Raw genomic sequence first — 17,386 nt, 5'->3', positions numbered from 1 at the left:
GGGGCTAGAGCCCTTTCCGGTCGAGCAACGGGACGAATTCGGCGGGCTTGTCGCCCGGGAGCAGCTGGGTGAGCAGCGGAATGCCGGTGGCGGCGAGCTTGCGGTAGGCGTCGGCCTCGTCCGCGGTCACCGCGATCGAGCGGGTGACCATGGTGTAGGTGGTGCCCGGCCGGGGCGCGACGTTGCCGACGTTGACGACCTCGGGCCGCAGCCCGCCGTCGGCGAGGCGGAAGGCGTCCACCGGGTTCTTCGCGATGATCATGACGTCCGCGCCCGCGCCGTCGGCCAGGGTGTCCTCGACGGACAGGACGTCGGTCGGCAGCCCGCGCGCGGCCTGCGGCAGCAGCATGCGCTGCAGGTCGTCGGCCGCGACGTCGTCGTTGCAGACGATCAGCCGCCGGACGCCGAGCCGCCGGGTCCAGGCGACGGTGACCTGCCCGTGAACCAGCCGGTTGTCGATCCGGACGTGTGCCCCCGCCATAGTTCTCCTCCCGGACGGCAGGAGACATCCTGGTTCGTACCAGTAACTGTGTCAATACTGCCGGTGACCGGCCTTCGCGCGGCCGACGGAAGGACCCCTCAGACCTTCCGTCGGCCCACGAGCGCGAAGTCCCCCGCGTTTCGGTGTCGCAGTTATTTGCCCGGACCCTCCCATAAAGGTATATACCAGTATGGACAGTCGTGATCCGCTGTCAAGACCCGAAGCCGCCTCGGATTCAAAAGATCATCGACCGGTCAGCCGACAGAAATTAGGGAACCGAGCATTTCGGACGGCAATCCGCGCAACCTGCTCCGGACACCGTCGTTAAGCGCTTCGTCCGGCGCTGCCCGCGGGCCGCGCCGGTACGCTGCGGAGCCGGGTCGTCACGGTTTCGCTTCAGGGAGGGAACGCATGCCGGCCGTCAGATCGAACATCGTCCCGCTCCGGCACGCGCGGCCGGGTGTGGTGGCGTACGTGAAGAGCCCGGCCGAGTGGTTCGTCGCGAACAGCGGCTGGATCCAGGGCAGCACCGGGGTCGCGCTGATCGACACCTGCGGCACCGAACAGGCCACTCTGGAACTGCTGCGCGACGTCCGCAAGTACGCGGGCGAGCAGGAGCTGACGGTCGTCATCACGCACGCGCACGGCGAGCACCACAACGGACTCGGCGTCGCACTGCGCGAAGGCGGGACGGCGCTGGTCGCGCCCGGCAGCCTCGACCTGGTCAAGGCCGGGCCGCAGACGTACGGCAACGTCTTCACCTACACCCGCTGGGGCGTGCTGGAGCCGCCGGAGCCGGAGGCGGTCCGCGCGGTGCCGGGCCATCAGCAGCTCGACCTCGGCGGCGCGACGGCCGACGTCGTGGCGGTGCCGGGCGTCGCGCACACGGCGGGCGACCTGGTGGTCCACGAGCCGCGTTCGGGCACGCTGTTCGCCGGCGACCTGGTGTTCATCGGCGACACGCCGATGGCGGTGCACGGCTCGATCCCCGGCTGGCTCGACGCACTCGACTGGCTCCAGGACACGTTCCGGCCGCGCACGGTGGTGCCCGGCCACGGCCCGGTGGCCACCCCGGGCCACACGGCGTTCCACGCGATGCGCGTCTACCTGGAGTGGCTGCTGGAGGCGACGGTCCGCCAGTCCAACTTCACCAAGCTGGCGAAGCAGGCGTCGCTGCGCTGGCCGTCGTGGCGCAATCCGGAGCGGCACATCGGCAACCTGATGCGCGCGTACGCCGACCAGCACGGCCGCAAGCTGGACGTGGACCTGGCCATCGACGCGGTCCTGGCCGCGGCGGGCGGCCGGATCGACCTGGACGGCCTGCTGGGCGGGGAACCGGTCCGCCGCATTTCCTAGAGGCCCGACCGGGCCTCAGGAACCCGAGCCGCCGAGGCTCTCCAGGAGCGTTCGCAGGGTCTCGGCCAGGTTCTTCCGCTCGGCACTGCCGAGCGCCGCCAGGATGCGGTGCTCGGTTGCCACGTGGTCCGGCAGCGCGCGGTCGATCAGCGCGCGCCCGGCCTCGGTCAGCTCGACCCGCCTGCCGCGGCCGTCCGTCTCGTCCGGGGTGCGCTCGACGAGGCCGCGGGCCTCCAGCTTGTCCAGCCGCTGGGTGATCGCCCCGGACGTCACCATTGCCGAGCGCATCAGCTCCGTCGGGGTCAGCCGGTAGGGCGGGCCGCTGCGGCGCAGCGTCGCGAGGACGTCGAACGTCGCCGCGTCGATGCCGTGGCGGGCGAACGTGCGGCGCAGCTCGGCGTCCACCAGCGCGCTCAGCCGGGACAGCCTGCCGATCACCGCCATCGGGGAGACGTCGAGGTCGGGACGCTCCGCGTGCCACTGCTCCAGCACCCGGTCCACGTGGTCGGCCATGGCAATTACCTTAGCACTGAGGTAATCTACCTTAGTGCTAAACAAAACACTTCTCCTCGCCGCCGTCGCCCCGGCCGTCTGGGGCTCCACCTACCTCGTCACGACCGAGTTCCTCCCGCCCGACCGGCCCCTGCTCGCCGCCGTCGTCCGGGCCCTGCCCGCCGGGCTGCTGCTCGTCGCACTGACCCGGCGGCTGCCGTCGGGCAGCTGGTGGTGGCGGTCGCTCGTGCTCGGCACGCTGAACATCGGCGCCTTCTTCGCCCTGCTGTTCGTCGCCGCCTACCGGCTGCCCGGCGGGGTCGCCGCCACCCTCGGCGCCCTGCAGCCGCTGCTGGTCGCCGGCCTGTCCACCGGGCTGCTCGGCGAACGCCTGACGCGCCGCACCGTGCTCGCCGGCCTCGCCGGGGTCGCCGGCGTCGGCCTGCTGGTCCTCAAGTCCGGCGCCCGGCTCGACGCGCTCGGCGTCGCCGCGGCGGCAGGCGGGGCGATCGTGATGGCCTTCGGCGTCGTGCTGAGCAAGCGGTGGACCTCCCCCGCGCCGCTGCTGGCGACGACCGGCTGGCAGCTCGTCGCGGGCGGGCTGGTGCTCGTGCCGGTCACGCTGGCCGCCGAAGGGCTGCCGCCCGCGACGCTCACCGGCGCGAACCTGGCGGGCTACGCCTACCTCACGCTGATCGGCGCCGCGCTGGCGTACACGTTGTGGTTCCGGGGCATCCGCGCGCTGCCTGCCACGCACGTGACGTTCCTCGGGCTGCTGAGCCCGCTCGTCGCGACCCTGCTCGGCTGGCTCGTGCTCGGCCAGCGGCTGACGCCGTGGCAGCTGCTCGGCGCGGCGGTCGTGCTCGCCGCCGTCGTCGTCGCCCAGCACCGGCCGTTGCTCCGGACGGGGGCTGATAATTATCAGCCTTTGACAACCGCTCAGCGGGACACCGACCCTGAAATGGTCTGAACAACTTGCGATCATCGGCCTCGACGAGGAGGCGCCCGTGCGCACGACAATGCCCTTCCGACGGCGGCTGGGGGTCCTGGCCGCGACCGCCGCGGCCGCCGCCGGGCTCACGACCGCCGTCGCCCCGGCGGCCGTCGCGGTCCCCGCCACCATCCCGCTGAAGATCACCAACAACTCCGGGCGCGGCGACCCGGTCTACGTCTACGACCTCGGCACGAACCTGGCGACCGGGCAGCAGGGGTGGGCCGACGCGAACGGCACGTTCCACGCGTGGCCCGCCGGCTCGGTGCCGCCGATCCCGGCCCCCGACGCGGCCATCCCCGGCCCGGCCAACGGCCAGTCGATCACCATCCGCATCCCGAAGTTCTCCGGCCGGATCTACTTCTCCTACGGGCAGAAGCTCGTGTTCAAGCTCGCCACCGGCGGGCTGGTGCAGCCTGCCGTGCAGAACCCGTCCGACCCGAACGCGAACATCCTGTTCAACTGGTCGGAGTACACACTCAACGACGGCGGCCTGTGGATCAACAGCACCCAGGTGGACATGTTCTCCGCGCCGTACGCGGTCGGCGTCCAGGCGGCCGGCGGCACGACGAAGACCACCGGGCACCTGAAACCGGGCGGCTACAACGGTTTCTACACCGCACTGCGCGGCCAGCCCGGCGGCTGGGCCAACCTGATCCGGACCCGATCCGACGGCACTGTCCTGCGCGCGCTGGCGCCCGGCCACGGCATCGAGGCGGGCTCGCTGCCCGCGAACGTCCTGCAGGACTACATCGACCGCGTCTGGGCGAAGTACAGCTCGTCGACGCTGACCGTGACGCCGGTCGCGGACCAGCCGGGCGTGAAGTACTACGGCCGGGTTTCCGGCAACGTCATGAACTTCACCAACACCTCGGGCGGGTTCGTGACGGCGTTCCAGAAACCGGACTCCGACAGCGTCTTCGGCTGCTACAAGAACCTCGACGCGCCGAACGACGTCCGCGGCCAGATCTCGCGCACGCTCTGCGCGGGCTTCAACCGCTCGACCCTGCTGACCAACGCGAACCAGCCCGACACCAGCTCGGCGGGGTTCTACCAGGACGCCGTCACGAACCACTACGCCCGCAAGATCCACGCCCAGATGGCCGACGGCAAGGCGTACGCGTTCGCCTTCGACGACGTCGGCAACTTCGAATCCCTGGTCAACGACGGCAACCCGGCGACGGCCTACCTGACGCTGGATCCGTTCGACTGACGAGCCATCCCGATCGGCCGCCGGCCCGGTCATCATGGAACCGTGCGGATCACGGACTGGTGGCACGGCATCAGCCCCCGGCGGCGCCTGCTGATGGGTGGCGTCGGCGTGGCCGCGGCGGCCGTGCTCGCCGCGGCCCTCGTCGCCGCCTCGGTCACGAAGAGCGCGCCGGACAGCGGGGTTCCGGACCAGGACCGGCCCGGGCCGGTCCTGCTCGTCCCCGGCTACGGCGGCGGCCAGGGCGCCCTGAACGAACTGGCCGCGAAGATCCGGCAGGCGACCGGCCGCTCCACCGAAGTGCTCACCCTGGCCGGGGACGGCACCGGCGACCTGGTCGAGCAGGCCGCCGTGCTCGCCGACGCCGTGGAACGCGCCTACGAACAGGGTGCGCCTTCGGTCGACGTCGTCGGGTACTCCGCGGGCGGGGTGGTCGCGCGGCTGTGGGTCAGCCGCGAAGGCGGGGACCACCATGCCCGGCGGGTCGTGACGCTCGGTGCGCCGATGCACGGCACCGGCCTCGCCGCGGCGGGCGGGGCGCTCGTCCCCGGTGCCTGTCCGGCCGCCTGCGTCCAGCTCGCCCCGGGCAGCAGCCTGATGCAGGAGCTGGCGAAGGAGCCGATCCCGCCGACGCTGCCGTGGCTGTCGGTCTGGACCGAGCGGGACGAGACGGTCACCCCGCCGGACTCGGCGCGGCTCGACGGCGCGGTGAACGTCTCCCTGCAGCAGCTCTGCCCGGGAAACCCGGCCACGCACGGGGATCTGCCGACCGATCCGGCCGTCACCGAGCTGGTCCTGCAGGCCCTGGGCACCGCGCCGCTCGAGGCGCCGAAGGACTGCGTCAGCTCGTGACGTCCTTCGTCGCGAAGTTCGCCCACGCCGCCCCGAAGAACACCACGATGTACCCGGCCTGCAGCAGCAGCCCGTGGTCGATGTTCCGCCACAGCACCGGATCGCGGAAGAAGTCGATCCAGGACAGCCAGTAGTGCGTCGGCAGGTACGGCTTCACCGGCGCGGCCGCGTCCAGGGTCTCCAGGACCGAACTGGTGATCAGCACGGCCAGGCCGCCCAGCGCGGCGCCCAGCGCCGAGTCGGTCACCGTCGAGAGGAACACGGTGATCGCGGCGAACCCGAGCATCGACACGACGATGTAGGACACCGCGCCCAGCAGCCGCAGTCCGAGTGCCGACGAGCTGAGCGACTGGCCCGACAACGACGTCACGCCGGACGGCTGCCCGCCCGGCCCGGCGATGCCGGGGACGCCGCCGGTGCCGAACAGGATCACCCCGAGCACGAGCGACGTCAGCACCACGATGACGATCGCCGCGGTCACGTACACCGCCAGCGCCACCATTTTCGCGGCCAGCAACCGGGTTCGCCCGACCGGGCGGACCAGCAGGTAACGCAGCGTGCCGCCGGCCGCTTCGCCCGCGATCGCGTCCCCCGCGACGACGGCGACCGCGATCGGCAGGAACAGCGGCAGCACCAAGGCGAGCGCGGCGGCCGGGAACAGCGAGCCGTCGTGCACCACCGCCGAGAGGAACGCCCCGCCCTGGCCCGGCGGGGGCGCGAAGTCGGCCGTCGCGAGGAAGACGCCGACGATTGCGGGCAGCAGGCACAGCAGCAGCACGCTCACCCAGATCCGTGGCCGCAGCACGAGTTTCCGCAGTTCGACGCCGATCATCCGGCCGCCCCGAACCGGTCGGAGCCCGGACCCGTCACGTCGAGGACGACCTCTTCGAGCGTCCGCTGTTCGGCGTGGATGGACGTCACGCGCACGCCCGCTTCGACGAGCAGGGCGTTCAATGCGGCCGGGTCGCCGTGGCGGATGACGAGCCGGTCGCCGTCGCGGGCTTCGAGCCGTCCGTCGAGGACCGCGGCCGCCGCCGCGGCGTCCGGCGTGCCGACCAGCACCCGGCCGGTCGCCGCCCGCAGCGTCGTCAGGTCCTCCTCCAGCACGAGCCGCCCGCGGTCGACGACGCCGACGCGGGTGCACAGCTGCTCCACTTCGGCCAGCAGGTGGCTGGACAGGAACACCGTGGTCCCGTCCGCGTTCAGCTGCACCAGCAGTTCACGGATCTCCTTGATGCCCTGCGGGTCGAGGCCGTTGGTCGGCTCGTCGAGGATGAGCAGCCGCGGCTTGCGCAGCAACGCGCCGGCGAGCCCGAGCCGCTGCCGCATGCCCAGCGAGTACGCCTTGACCGGCCGCCGGTCGACCCCGCCGAGCCCGACCTGTTCGAGTGCTTCGCCGATGCGACGGCGCCGCGTGCGCCGCGGGCCGCCGCGCCCGGCGGCGTCGAGCAGCGCCAGGTTCCGCCGTCCGGACAGGTGCGGGTACGCGGCCGGGCCCTCGACGAGCGCGCCGACGTCGGGCAGCACGTCGGCGACCCGCCGCGGTACCGGCCTGCCGAGCACCTCGATCTCGCCGCTGGTGGCGTAGACGAGGCCGAGCAGCATCCGGACCAGCGTGGTCTTGCCCGAGCCGTTCGGCCCGAGGAAGCCGTAGCGGTCGCCTTCGCGGACCCGGAGGTCGACGGCGTCGACCGCCACCGTGGCACCGAACCGCTTGGTGAGGGCCCGCGTGACGATCATCGGCGCGCCCTCGACAGCTCGTCCGCCACGGTGCGCAGGACGTCCGGAGTGACCGTCCCGGCCAGCAGGTACGAGCGGCGCGCGACGGCCGACCGCACGATCGCCAGCGACAGCGGCGTGATCGACAGCTGCACCACGGTCCCGGCGGCCAGCCTGACCTGCGTGCCGCCTGCCTTCCCGGCCGCGTCGGCCGCCGCGGCGGCAATCGGGCGCGGCACGGCGATGACCGCGAAGGACGCCAGCCCGCGGCCGTAGAGCGCGGCGCCGGTGACGCCGCCGAGGTCCGGCGACACCACCGGCCGCCCGGCGAGGGACGGCGGCAGCGGCACCTGGGTGAACGCGCCGAGTGTCTCGGCGAGGTCCGGGGCGTTCGTCACGGTGAACCCGGACCCGGGCGCCGGCCGCGGCGTCCCGACGACCGGCGTCGTCTGCTCGAGCTGCCGGAACTCGGTCACCAGGATCGGGGCCGCCTGCCCGCGCGCGGCCACTTCGACCCGCACCGGCAGCCCGGTCGCCGGGTCCGCCCAGAGGTCGACGTGCCCGATGGTGGTGGCCGGATCGGCCGGGACCAGCCGCAGGCCGGACGCGGCGACGCCGGCGACGTTGCGGCCCGGCAGCGCGCTCACCGGGTCGCCGCCCGCCGCCCGCAGGATCCGCCGCGCCAGCTCGGGCGGCAGCAGGTCCGCCGCACGCGGGAGCCGGACGCCGGGATCGCCGACCAGCGAGGTCAGCATGTCGTCGCCGTAGTCCCACGCGTATTCGCCGCCCGGCAGGCGGTAGACGTCGTGCTCGCCTGCCGTGCCGAGGATGTCCACGCGGTAGCGGTCCGGCCCGGCGTACCACGCGCGCATCGGCGTCCGCATCGAGAAGAGCGCGGTGACGGCACCGAGGTTCGGCAGTTCCGGCAGGGCGAGCGAACCGGCGCTTTCGGCGTAGCCCTGATAAGGCCGTCCGGCGGAGTCCAGCACCAGCGCGCGCAGGCGCGCCGGGTCGAGCGTCTCCCCCGCCGGAGCCAGCGCGGAGACGAGCGAGGGCACCGAAACCAGCACCGCGGCGACCGCGGCGACGACCGACCACCGGCGCCACCGGGCCCGCCGCACGACCGAGGGTGTCATTCCGGCATCACCTCTTCCGTCCTTTGTACGCCATGGCACCGGGCCGCGGGCTAGGGTCGAAGGGTGACGACACCCGTTCATGCTGCTGTCCTGAGCTAGTTCCCGCTCCGGTCACTTCGCACACCCGCACGTCCACGCGGGTTCTTCAGCGTGCCCGCAGCAAGAACGGAAACCCCTTTCCCGTGGCTCATCTCGTGCTGCCCGGCGAACCCGCTCGCCGGCTTTTCTCACCACCGTCGCGGCAGGCGGTCGTCGCCGGTGACCGTCTCTCCGCCGACGCCGCCCTGCGCACGGCCGCCTCCGGCGTCGCGCTGCTCTGGCGTTCCGACTACCCGGCGGCCCGGCGCCTGCTCGCCGCCATGAACCGGCGCATCCCGCCGCCCCCGCCCGGCGACTACCCGCGCTACCGCGCCGACCGGGCCCGCCGCGCGCGGCTGCTGTCGCTGCTGTACGTGCCGCTGGATCCCGGGCACGTCGTGCCGCTGCGCCGCGCGCCGGACGTCCGGGCCGCGTGCACCGACGTCTACGGCCCCCTGGACGAACCCTCGGCCGTCCCGCTGCGGGAACTGCTCGGGGTCCTGAGCGCGGCGGAATGGCGCCGCCAAGGCGTCACCGTCGCGGCTCTCGGCGCGCGCATCCACCCGCACTACGGCGTTTTCGCGCCGGTGCGGCAGGAGTACGTCGACCTGGTCGCGGACACGCCGTTGCCGGACACGCGGCTGGCGTTCGACATCGGCACCGGCACCGGCGTGCTCGCCGCCGTCCTCGCCCACCGTGGTGTGGAGCGCGTGGTGGCGACCGACTCCGACCCGCGCGCCGTCGCGTGCGCGTCGGAAAACCTGGCGCGCCTGGGCTTCGGTTCGCGCACCGAAGTGGTGTGCACGGACCTGTTCCCGCCCGGCCGCGCGCCGCTGGTCGTGGCGAACCCGCCGTGGCTGCCGGGCCGGGCGCGCACGCCGCTCGACCACGCCGTGTACGACCCGGGCAGCCGGATGCTGCGCGGCTTCCTCGACCGGGCCCGGCGGCATCTCACGCCGGACGGCGAGGCGTGGCTGGTGCTGTCCGACCTCGCGGAGCACCTGGGACTGCGCACGCGCGCCGACCTCCTGGGCTGGATCGCCGCGGCGGGCCTGCGGGTGGTGGCCCGCACCGAGGCGGCACCCCGGCATCCCCGTGCGCTCGATCCGGCGGACCCGCTGCACCGGGCGCGGGCCGCCGAGGTCACGTCGCTGTGGCGGCTCCGTCCATAGTGGACGACGCACGCAGGCCCGCGACCGCCTCCACGGCTTCCCGCGTCTCCCGCACGTTGTGGGCCCGGAAGACCGCGGCCCCGGCGTGGGCCGCGATCGCCGTCGCCGCGAGGGTGCCCGGCAGGCGGTCGTGGGCCTCGACGTCGAGCGTCTCGCCGATGAGGTCCTTGTTCGACAGCGCGACCAGCACCGGCCAGCCGGTGTCGACGAGGCGGCCGAAGTGCCGGAGCAGCTCGAGGCCGTGGCGGGTGCTCTTGCCGAAGTCGAACGTCGGGTCGACGAGCACGCCGCCGCGCGGCACCCCGGCCGCGACCGTCCGCTCGGCCGCCTCGGTCAGCTCGGCGATCACCTCGGCGACGACGTCGTCGTAGCGCGGCCAGAACGGCCGCTCCGGGGTCGGCGCGGGGTACGGGTCGGTGCGCACCGGCATGCCGCCGACGTGCGAGCACACGTACCCCGCGCCGAACTCCGCGGCGACCTCGACCAGCTTCGGGTCCGCGCCCGCCCACGTGTCGTTGAGCAGGTCGGCGCCCGCTTCGCAGACCTGGCGCCCGACCTCGTGGCGCCAGGTGTCGACGCTGATGACCAGCCCGGGGTGGCGTTCCCGCACCTCGGCGACGAACGGCACGACCCGGCGGCACTCCTCGTCGACGTCGACTTCGGGGCCTTCGCCCGCCTTCACCCCGCCGATGTCGACGATGTCGGCGCCCGCGGCGACCGCGCGGTCGACGGCGTCGCGGGCGGCGTTCTCGTCGTAGGTGGCACCCTTGTCGTAGAACGAGTCGGGCGTGCGGTTGACGATGGCCATGACCAGGGCACGGTCGCCGGGCATGCGACGGCCGCGGAAGACCATCTCCGGCCGGTGTGACGTCATGCCCCCAACCCTGCCAGGTCGCGGCTGGGGCCGGAACGCCGCGCCGCGTATCCTCGGCGCCATCGAGGAGGGGGACGGCATGGACACGACCGGGGAGAGACCGGCCCGCAGCGACGCCGAGGCGATGATCGCCGAGGCCAAGAAGGCGCTGTGGGTGATGGTGGGCCTGTTGGCGCTGCTGTGGGCGATCCAGGTCGTCAACGCCGTCGGCGGCTACGGCCTCAGCCACGAGTTCGGCATCGAGACGCGCGACCCGGCCTCGCTGCCGGAGATCTTCACCGCGCCGTTGCTGCACTACGGCTGGGACCACATCGAGGCCAACTCGGGACCGCTGTTCGTGTTCGGCTTCCTCGCCGCCTACCGCGGGGTGAAGAAGTGGCTCGGCGTGAGCCTGCTGATCATCGTCGCGAGCGGCCTCGGCATCTGGTTCACCTCGCCGTCACTGGCGGTCACCGTCGGGGCCAGCGGCCTGGTCTTCGGCTACTTCGGCTACGTCATCGTGCGGGGCCTGTTCGACCGGCACCCGATCGACATCGTGATCGGGCTGGTGATGGCGTTGTGCTTCGCCTACCAGTTCACGTCCCTGCTGCCGACCGAAGAGGGCGTCAGCTGGCAGGGCCACCTGTTCGGCTTTGCCGGCGGCATCGTCGGCGGCTGGCTGTTCCGCGACCGCAGGCCGAAGACGCCGCTGCTCTCGGATTAGCCGCCGAAGGCGAACACCGCATCGGCGAACCCGTCCGGGTCGAAGTCCATCGCCTGGTGGGCCTGGCCGGGCAGCGGCACGACGTCGGCGCCGGGGATGCGGCGCGCCACTTCTTCGGCCGCGAGCCGCAGGTAGCCGGGGCTTTCGGTGCCGGCGAAGAGCCGGGTGGGGACGGCGATCTCCGCCAGCCGGTCGTCGAACACCATCGCCTCGACGACGTCCAGCTCACGCGGGATGGTGTGTGCCGCGGCGACGCGGGCCTGCCAGACCGGCGTGCCGCGCATCGCCTCGACGGCCGCCGGGGTGAGCCGGAGGGCCTCCCGCAGGAAGATTTCGAGCACCTCTTCGGGGTCTTCGGCGGTGCGCATGCGGTGCCGCGCGTCGGGTCCGACGACGGGCTCGCCCGGCTTCGGCCGCGGCGGTTCGTAGGCGACGAGCCTGCTGACGGCCGTGGTGATCCGGACGGCTTCCAGCGCGCACAGGGCACCGTAGGAGTGCGCGAGCAGGTAGACGTCTCCCCCGGCGGCTTCGGCGACGGCGGCGATGTCCTCGCCTTCGCGGCGGATGTCGTAGCCGGGAGCCTCCGCGCGGCTGAGGCCACGGCCCCGGCGGTCGACCAGGTACAGGCGGTACCGCCGGGCCAGCCGGTCGCGGACCGTCGTCCAGCGGGTGTGGTCCGCGGCGGTGCCGTGGACGAGAACCATCGGCGGGCCGTCGCCGCAGGTTTCGAACCCGACGACCGTGCCGTCGGGGGAAGTCACCGTCGCCATGGTTCCGAGGCTAGCGCTGTGAGGTCGCTGTGGATCTGCCCGTACAGGCTGCCGATCGGGCAGTGCTGTGGTGATCTGGACGGGTGGCGATCAAGGTTCCCGGGCCGCTCGCGGCGGCGATGCTGGCGCTGGGCACCGTGCTGACCATCGGCGCGGACACGACCTCCGACGACGCCTACGCCTCCCCGGCCGTCCCGCCCGCCGCCCCGGCCTCGCCGTCCGCCTCGGCCGCGCCCTCGGTCGGGGCGTTGTTCGCGAACGGCAGTCACTTCTGCACGGGCAGCGTCGTGCACTCCGGCACCGGTGACCTGGTGCTGACCGCCGCGCACTGCGTCCGGGACGGCATGACGTTCGCGCCCGGGTACCACGACGGCGTGGCGCCGTTCGGGATGTGGACGGTGACCGCGACCGCCGTCGCGCCCGGCTGGACGGCCTCGGCCGACCCGGACCTGGATTTCGCGTTCCTGACCGTGCAGCAGCCCGGGAACCCGGCGTCGCTGGAAAGCCTGACCGGCGCGAACGCGCTCGGCACGAACCGCGGATTCGACCACCGGATCACCCTCACGGGCTACCCCGACACGGCGGCTTCCCCGGTGGTCTGCACCGGGGACACCACCCGGTCGGACACCTACCAGATGCGGGTCGCCTGCCCGGGTTTCCCCGACGGGACCAGTGGCGGGCCGTGGGTCACCGGCGGCGAGGTCATCGGGGTGATCGGCGGGTTCCAGCTCGGCGGCGACACCCCGGACGTTTCCTACAGCCCCTATTTCGACGACGACATCGCGAAGCTGTACGCGTCGGTCGCCGGCTGACGCGCGAAACCGGGCCCGCGTCCCTGGCGGAGGACACGAGCCCGGTTCACCTCATGGGACCTCAGCAGGTCACGATGAGCCCGGTGAGCGCCGAGCACGTCTTCGACGCGCTGTCGTTGGCAGCGTTGGGATCCGTCGGCGAACTCGCCGTCCGCTGGGCCGTCGTGGTGTACGAGCCGAGGGCGAGCAGGCCGCCGTCCACCGAGAACGTCCTGGTCGCGGACGCGCCGCTGGCCAGCGACGCGACGTCGCAGTTCACCGTCCGCGTGGTGCCGACGTGGGCGCACCCGGAGCCGCTCGCGAACGACAGCGCCGCCGGATACGTGGCCACGACCCGGATTCCGGACGCCGCGCCCGGGCCGATGTTCGTCACCGTCACCGTGTAGTCGATGCGGGCGTTCAGGCCGCCGCGACCGGTGGCCGCGAGCCCGACCTTGATGTCGGCGAGCGTCGCGGGCGGGGCGATGGTGACGACCGGGCCGTCGAAGGTTTCGAAGGAGTAGTTGTCCCCGACGAACTGGTGCTGCAGCGTGAACTGCCCCGGCGCCGCGGTGTCCTTGACGCGCAGGGTGAACACCACCGTCCGGGACCCGCCCGGCTCGAGGTCGCCGAACGGGGCACGGTAGCTGCTGCCGTACTGGAAACAGCCGAGCGACGTCACGCCGGTGCAGGAAACGAGGTCGGCGACGTCGGTGATCGCGGTCGGCGAACCGTAAATGGCGCCCTTCGCGAAAGTCACCGTGAAATCGCGGTCGTTGTAAATGGTTTGCGTGACGGTGAATGTCTGTCCCGGAACCAGGGTGGTGGGACTGACTTGGACAGAACTGGTGGGCGGGGCCGCCTGCGCAGCGGGCGCCATGGCGAAGAATGCCGTGGCCAGTGCGGCCACCGAGGACAGGATGGTGACCCGTCGCCAGCTTCGTTGCATAGTCGTGATCTCGCTGTTCCGGTCCGGGGAATACGGCTCTGACAGTTTGCGGCACTTGTTTCGGGGACAACCGACGCTGATCAGTCGCCGCACTCCCGGAATTCGTTACCGCCATCGGGCGGCGGCGCGGCACCGCCGTCAGGACGGACGCCAGCGGCCGTTCATCTCACCGGGCCGCGGTGGTGGGCCCGGCAGGTCCGGGCCGCCGTCGGCCGCCAGCCCTTCGATGAGCAGCGCGAGGTATCGCCGCCGCAGCTGCGTGGTGCGCTCCGGGTCCTCGACGCGGATGGCCGCGCAGCACTCGAGGATCATGCCGATGTCTTCGGGGACGGCGTCGCGGCGCAGGCGCCCGCTCTCGTGCGCGCGGGCGACCAGGCCGCGCGCCAGCTCGTTCGCCCGCCGGGCGTCTTCACCCATCTCGGGGGTCGGGGTGAACAGGCCCGCGAGGTGGACGGTCAGCGAGTGGACGTCGGCGTCCACGATCCGGCGGAGGAAACCGGTCAGCGCCGCCCAGCCGTCCGGCTCCTCGGCGGCGGCTTCGGCCTCGGTGATGAACCGGCGGAGGCCATCGTGGCAGAGACGGCAGAGCAGCACCTCCTTGCTGGGGTACCGCCGGTAGAGCGCGCTGATGCCGACGCCGGCGCGCTCGGCGACGTGCGCGATCGGGGCCTTCGGGTCGACAAGGAAGACCTGGCGGGCGGCATCGAGGATGACGACGTCGTTGCGGGCGGCCTGGGCGCGGCGGCCGGGGAGGGCTGTCTCGGGCATGGATCCAGATTAGCACTGGAACGGATCGTTCCGCTCTGATACAGTTCGGAACGAACCATTCCGTTCCAGACCGAGGAGCCAGTCATGACCGTCCCCGCCCTCCGCCCCTTCCGCGCCGAGATCCCCCAGTCCGCCCTCGACGACCTGCAGAACCGCCTGCGTGGCGCGCTGTGGCCGGACGACCTGCCCGCCGAGTACGGCGTGACGAACGAGCGGGTCCGCGCGCTGGCCGAGTACTGGCTGGAGAAGTTCGACTGGCGGGCCGTCGAGGCGCGGCTGAACGCGTACCCGCAGTTCCTGACCGAGATCGACGGCGAGACGATCCACTTCCTGCACGTCCGGTCGTCGCGGCCGGACGCCACGCCGCTGGTGCTGACCCACGGCTGGCCGGGCTCGATCGTCGAGTACCTCGACGTGATCGGCCCGCTCACCGAGCCGGAGTCGGCCGACGCCCCGGCGTTCCACCTGGTCATCCCGTCCCTGCCCGGGTTCGGTTTCTCGGGCCCGACCCGCTCGGCGGGCTGGGGCACGCACCGCACCGCGGCGGCGTGGGCGGAGCTGATGAGCAGGCTGGGCTACGAGTCGTACGGCGCGGTGGGCAACGACGCCGGATCGATGATCTCGCCGGAGATCGGCAGGCTGGCGCCGGAGAAGGTCGTCGGCGTCCACGTCACGCAGCTGTTCGCGTTCCCGTCCGGTGACCCGGCCGAGATGGCGGACCTGAGCGAGGCCGACCAGGCCGCGCTGGCGCACCTGCAGTGGTTCTACGAGAACATGTTCTCCTTCAACACGCTGCACAGCCAGCAGCCGCACACGCTGGCGTTCGCGCTGGCGGACTCGCCGCTGGGCCTGCTGGCGTGGAACGCCCAGCTGTTCGGCGAGCACCTGGACGCGGAGTTCGTGCTGGCGAACGTGGCGCTGTACTGGCTGACCCGCACGGCAGGCTCGTCGATCCGCTTCTACTACGAAGACGCGCACAACACGGCGCGCCCGGAGGGCCCGACGACGGTCCCGACCGGCCTGGCGATGTTCGCCGGCGACTTCCAGTCGATCCGCCGGTTCGCCGAGCGCGACCACGCGAACATCGTCAGCTGGAACGCCTACGACGTGGCGTCGGCCGGCGGCGGCCCCCGCGACGCGGCGGGCCACTACGCGGCACACGAGGCAACGGAGGTCCTGGTCGCCGACATCCGCGCGTTCTTCGCAAGCCTGAACCGGGGAACGGACTGGCCGGTCCTCACGGCGGCGCACGAGGCCCTGCGGTCGGCGATCGCGGGCGTCACGGACTTCTCGGCCCCGACACCGTGCTCGCAGTGGAACGTGACCCAGGTCCTCCAGCACGCGGCAGGCGACCAGCTGGGCTACGCGGCCTTCATCACGGGCTCGGGCGGCCCGGACTTCGACCCGTTCTCCCCGTCGGGCGAACTCGAAGAGCGCCCGTCGGACTACCTGGAGCCGGCCCTCCAGACCGCGGCGGCGGCCTTCGCCACAGTGAGCCCGGACGCAACGGAGGTCCCGACCCCGCTGCCCCAGGGAGCCCTCCCGGCCCCGGTGGCCGTGGGAGCAGCAGCCCTGGACGCGGCAGTCCACGCGTGGGACATCGCCAAGGCAAGCGGCCAGAAGTCCCCGCTGACCCCGGACCTGGCGGAAGCCCTCCTCCCGGTGGCCCACCAGCTGGCCGAGCCCCTGCGCGGCTTCGCCTACGCCCCAGCCCTGAAGGCCGAGGCCGACGACGACGCGGTCGCGACGCTGCTGCGGTACCTGGGCCGCAATCCACAGTGGACTGCCTGACGAAGATGCCGGGGAACCGCACTGGTTCCCCGGCAGGCCCGCGTCACGGCCTCAGACTGGTCGCCTTGCGTCACTCCGTTGCCCCCCAAGCGTTCCCGATTCGTCCACCGAGTCCGCGTTCCATCCCGGCCAAGCCGGGGTACGCAGGCCGCCTGCTCCCCGCCCGGCCCGTGCCGCCGAAAATCCGTTGTCCCCCAAGCACTCCCGTACCTACCCTGGCGGCATGACGAACGGACCGTTCCGGTGGGACCTCGTGCGTCCCGACCGGGTCGGGACGCTCCTCGACGACGCCCCCGAACCGCACCTGTGGTTCCTCGATGCCCTCACCGACTGCACGGCCAAGGTCCTCGCCCGGTGCGGGAACGGCGAACTGCGGTTCGTCGGCCGGTCGCTGGACAGCATGCACGATCTCCTCGGCGGCGCACTGGAACGCACGTCGTGGCACGGGCGGGTCGGGCGGCTGCCTCTGTCGCTCAAGCCGCGGGCCGCGTTCGGGTCGCGGGATCTGGGGCTGCTGCGGGAAAACCTGGCCGCCGCCGGGATCACGCCGTACCGCCTCGCGCGCGGTACGCGGCCCACGGTGTTCGTGGACCTGGTCTACGAAGGCGAGACGTTCACCGAGCTGTACGTCCAGCTGCGCCGCTGGATCGACGAGGAGCGCGAGCCCTGGTCGGTGATCCGCCGCAAGCTGCGGTTCCTCGGCGTCACGCTCCGCCAGCCGACCCAGCCGGACGCGTGGCGCTGGCAGGAGGACGTCGACTGGCCGGACGAACTCCCCGCGTCGGCCGTCCGCAACGTGTCGCTCGCCCCCGACGTCTGGCACTACCTCGGTGACCACCAGCCGAAACTGACCCCGTCGTTCCCGCGGCAGCGCTGGACCGACGAGACGATCCGCACCCCCAACCACGGCAAACGCGCCCGCCGCGCCCTGGCCGAGGCGTTCGCCCTGGTCGACGCGGGACGCTCGGCAGCGGTACGCGACCGGCTCGTCCGGACGATCACCACCGAGCCCGCCATGGCCGAACCCTGGCTGCGAAGCCTCGTCACCCAGCTCCGCCCCTGACCCCGCCAACCCGCCGGCGCCGAACGCAACCCACCCCGCGACCCAACGGCGCCCCGGCCACGGCCCAACGAACACCCACGGCCGCGCCACCCGGCCTGGCCCGCCACGGACGACCCGGGCTGCGCCCAACTGCCCCGCAAACCAGCCCATCCGCCCTGGCGACCACGCACCCGCCCGACCCCCGGCCCCC

The 17,386-nt window shown here is 72.7% G+C and carries 18 protein-coding genes; 9 read left to right on the top strand and 9 right to left on the bottom strand.

Annotated elements, in window-relative coordinates:
• Positions 1-4: 4 nt before the first annotated feature.
• Complete coding sequence (locus ABJI51_RS24595) at positions 5-481, bottom strand: PTS sugar transporter subunit IIB (RefSeq protein WP_348953757.1); 477 nt, start codon at positions 479-481, stop codon at positions 5-7.
• A gap of 411 nt (positions 482-892) precedes the next feature.
• On the opposite strand from ABJI51_RS24595, the gene ABJI51_RS24590 reads away from it, so the two are divergent.
• Positions 893-1,837, top strand: a complete 945-nt coding sequence (locus tag ABJI51_RS24590; protein WP_348953756.1) for an MBL fold metallo-hydrolase — start codon at positions 893-895, stop codon at positions 1,835-1,837.
• A 15-nt stretch (positions 1,838-1,852) separates the two neighbouring features.
• Here ABJI51_RS24590 and ABJI51_RS24585 read toward each other — a convergent pair whose 3' ends face one another.
• On the bottom strand, positions 1,853-2,350 hold the full coding sequence (locus ABJI51_RS24585) for a MarR family winged helix-turn-helix transcriptional regulator (RefSeq protein ID WP_348953755.1): 498 nt from the start codon (positions 2,348-2,350) through the stop codon (positions 1,853-1,855).
• Between the two features lie 34 nt (positions 2,351-2,384).
• On the opposite strand from ABJI51_RS24585, the gene ABJI51_RS24580 reads away from it, so the two are divergent.
• From ABJI51_RS24580 to ABJI51_RS24570, 3 genes are read left to right on the top strand one after another with little or no spacing between them, the layout of a single operon-like run.
• Positions 2,385-3,299 carry an EamA family transporter gene (locus ABJI51_RS24580; protein WP_348953754.1) on the top strand — a complete coding sequence of 305 codons (915 nt, stop codon included), beginning with the start codon at positions 2,385-2,387 and terminating at the stop codon, positions 3,297-3,299.
• A 37-nt stretch (positions 3,300-3,336) separates the two neighbouring features.
• Entirely contained in the window at positions 3,337-4,533 is a 1,197-nt protein-coding gene (locus ABJI51_RS24575; protein ID WP_348953753.1) for a glycoside hydrolase family 64 protein, read from the top strand.
• Positions 4,534-4,575: 42 nt separating this feature from the next.
• A complete protein-coding gene (locus ABJI51_RS24570) occupies positions 4,576-5,382 on the top strand; it encodes an esterase/lipase family protein (RefSeq protein WP_348953752.1) in 807 nt (268 codons plus the stop codon).
• Here ABJI51_RS24570 and ABJI51_RS24565 read toward each other — a convergent pair.
• The 3 genes from ABJI51_RS24565 to ABJI51_RS24555 are packed head-to-tail and all read right to left on the bottom strand — an operon-like array spanning position 5,372 to position 8,237.
• Positions 5,372-6,214 carry an ABC transporter permease gene (locus tag ABJI51_RS24565; RefSeq protein ID WP_348953751.1) on the bottom strand — a complete coding sequence of 281 codons (843 nt, stop codon included), beginning with the start codon at positions 6,212-6,214 and terminating at the stop codon, positions 5,372-5,374. The genes ABJI51_RS24570 and ABJI51_RS24565 overlap by 11 nt on opposite strands.
• Positions 6,211-7,122, bottom strand: a complete 912-nt coding sequence (locus tag ABJI51_RS24560; RefSeq protein WP_348953750.1) for an ABC transporter ATP-binding protein — start codon at positions 7,120-7,122, stop codon at positions 6,211-6,213. The genes ABJI51_RS24565 and ABJI51_RS24560 overlap by 4 nt, the downstream gene beginning before the upstream one ends.
• A complete protein-coding gene (locus ABJI51_RS24555) occupies positions 7,119-8,237 on the bottom strand; it encodes a LolA-like protein (RefSeq protein WP_348953749.1) in 1,119 nt (372 codons plus the stop codon). The genes ABJI51_RS24560 and ABJI51_RS24555 overlap by 4 nt, the downstream gene beginning before the upstream one ends.
• Positions 8,238-8,419: 182 nt before the next feature.
• Between ABJI51_RS24555 and ABJI51_RS24550 the strand changes: the two genes are divergently transcribed.
• A complete protein-coding gene (locus ABJI51_RS24550; protein ID WP_348953748.1) occupies positions 8,420-9,487 on the top strand; it encodes a methyltransferase in 1,068 nt (355 codons plus the stop codon).
• Here the strand turns inward: ABJI51_RS24550 and folP are convergent.
• Entirely contained in the window at positions 9,459-10,361 is a 903-nt protein-coding gene (folP, locus tag ABJI51_RS24545; protein ID WP_348953747.1) for a dihydropteroate synthase, read from the bottom strand. The genes ABJI51_RS24550 and folP overlap by 29 nt on opposite strands.
• Before the next feature lie 79 nt (positions 10,362-10,440).
• Here folP and ABJI51_RS24540 point away from each other — a divergent pair, with 79 nt between their 5' ends.
• A complete protein-coding gene (locus ABJI51_RS24540; RefSeq protein ID WP_348953978.1) occupies positions 10,441-11,064 on the top strand; it encodes a rhomboid family intramembrane serine protease in 624 nt (207 codons plus the stop codon).
• Here the strand turns inward: ABJI51_RS24540 and ABJI51_RS24535 are convergent.
• Positions 11,061-11,834: an alpha/beta fold hydrolase gene (locus tag ABJI51_RS24535; RefSeq protein ID WP_348953746.1), complete on the bottom strand. Its 774-nt coding sequence runs from the start codon at positions 11,832-11,834 to the stop codon at positions 11,061-11,063. The two genes, ABJI51_RS24540 and ABJI51_RS24535, sit on opposite strands and share 4 nt — an antisense overlap.
• A 119-nt stretch (positions 11,835-11,953) precedes the next feature.
• Between ABJI51_RS24535 and ABJI51_RS24530 the strand changes: the two genes are divergently transcribed.
• The gene (locus ABJI51_RS24530; RefSeq protein ID WP_348953977.1) at positions 11,954-12,646 is read left to right on the top strand and encodes a trypsin-like serine peptidase; all 693 of its coding nucleotides are present in this window, start codon (positions 11,954-11,956) and stop codon (positions 12,644-12,646) included.
• Positions 12,647-12,707: 61 nt separating this feature from the next.
• Here ABJI51_RS24530 and ABJI51_RS24525 read toward each other — a convergent pair whose 3' ends face one another.
• Entirely contained in the window at positions 12,708-13,535 is an 828-nt protein-coding gene (locus ABJI51_RS24525) for a hypothetical protein (protein ID WP_348953745.1), read from the bottom strand.
• Positions 13,536-13,712: 177 nt separating this feature from the next.
• The gene (locus ABJI51_RS24520; protein WP_348953744.1) at positions 13,713-14,342 is read right to left on the bottom strand and encodes a TetR/AcrR family transcriptional regulator; all 630 of its coding nucleotides are present in this window, start codon (positions 14,340-14,342) and stop codon (positions 13,713-13,715) included.
• Positions 14,343-14,426: 84 nt separating this feature from the next.
• Here ABJI51_RS24520 and ABJI51_RS24515 point away from each other — a divergent pair, with 84 nt between their 5' ends.
• Complete coding sequence (locus ABJI51_RS24515) at positions 14,427-16,133, top strand: TIGR03086 family metal-binding protein (protein WP_348953742.1); 1,707 nt, start codon at positions 14,427-14,429, stop codon at positions 16,131-16,133.
• Positions 16,134-16,356: 223 nt separating this feature from the next.
• Complete coding sequence (locus tag ABJI51_RS24510) at positions 16,357-17,196, top strand: hypothetical protein (RefSeq protein ID WP_348953740.1); 840 nt, start codon at positions 16,357-16,359, stop codon at positions 17,194-17,196.
• Positions 17,197-17,386 lie beyond the last annotated feature (190 nt).

Origin of the sequence: Amycolatopsis melonis (genome assembly GCF_040064235.1) — a bacterium.
Taxonomy (GTDB): Bacteria; Actinomycetota; Actinomycetes; order Mycobacteriales; family Pseudonocardiaceae; genus Amycolatopsis; species Amycolatopsis melonis.
The sequence above is the reverse complement of the archived record's forward strand: the minus strand, read 5'-3'. Positions and strand labels throughout refer to the sequence as shown.

Bases quoted from the DNA above. Each gene is read 5' to 3' on its own strand.
- ABJI51_RS24595 (WP_348953757.1), bottom strand. From the start codon at position 481: ATGGCGGGGGCACACGTCCGGATCGACAACCGGCTGGTTCACGGGCAG.
- ABJI51_RS24590 (WP_348953756.1), top strand. From the start codon at position 893: ATGCCGGCCGTCAGATCGAACATCGTCCCGCTCCGGCACGCGCGGCCG.
- ABJI51_RS24585 (WP_348953755.1), bottom strand. From the start codon at position 2,350: ATGGCCGACCACGTGGACCGGGTGCTGGAGCAGTGGCACGCGGAGCGT.
- ABJI51_RS24565 (WP_348953751.1), bottom strand. From the start codon at position 6,214: ATGATCGGCGTCGAACTGCGGAAACTCGTGCTGCGGCCACGGATCTGG.
- ABJI51_RS24560 (WP_348953750.1), bottom strand. From the start codon at position 7,122: ATGATCGTCACGCGGGCCCTCACCAAGCGGTTCGGTGCCACGGTGGCG.
- ABJI51_RS24555 (WP_348953749.1), bottom strand. From the start codon at position 8,237: ATGACACCCTCGGTCGTGCGGCGGGCCCGGTGGCGCCGGTGGTCGGTC.
- folP (WP_348953747.1), bottom strand. From the start codon at position 10,361: ATGACGTCACACCGGCCGGAGATGGTCTTCCGCGGCCGTCGCATGCCC.
- ABJI51_RS24540 (WP_348953978.1), top strand. From the start codon at position 10,441: ATGGACACGACCGGGGAGAGACCGGCCCGCAGCGACGCCGAGGCGATG.
- ABJI51_RS24535 (WP_348953746.1), bottom strand. From the start codon at position 11,834: ATGGCGACGGTGACTTCCCCCGACGGCACGGTCGTCGGGTTCGAAACC.
- ABJI51_RS24530 (WP_348953977.1), top strand. From the start codon at position 11,954: ATGCTGGCGCTGGGCACCGTGCTGACCATCGGCGCGGACACGACCTCC.
- ABJI51_RS24520 (WP_348953744.1), bottom strand. From the start codon at position 14,342: ATGCCCGAGACAGCCCTCCCCGGCCGCCGCGCCCAGGCCGCCCGCAAC.
- ABJI51_RS24515 (WP_348953742.1), top strand. From the start codon at position 14,427: ATGACCGTCCCCGCCCTCCGCCCCTTCCGCGCCGAGATCCCCCAGTCC.
- ABJI51_RS24510 (WP_348953740.1), top strand. From the start codon at position 16,357: ATGACGAACGGACCGTTCCGGTGGGACCTCGTGCGTCCCGACCGGGTC.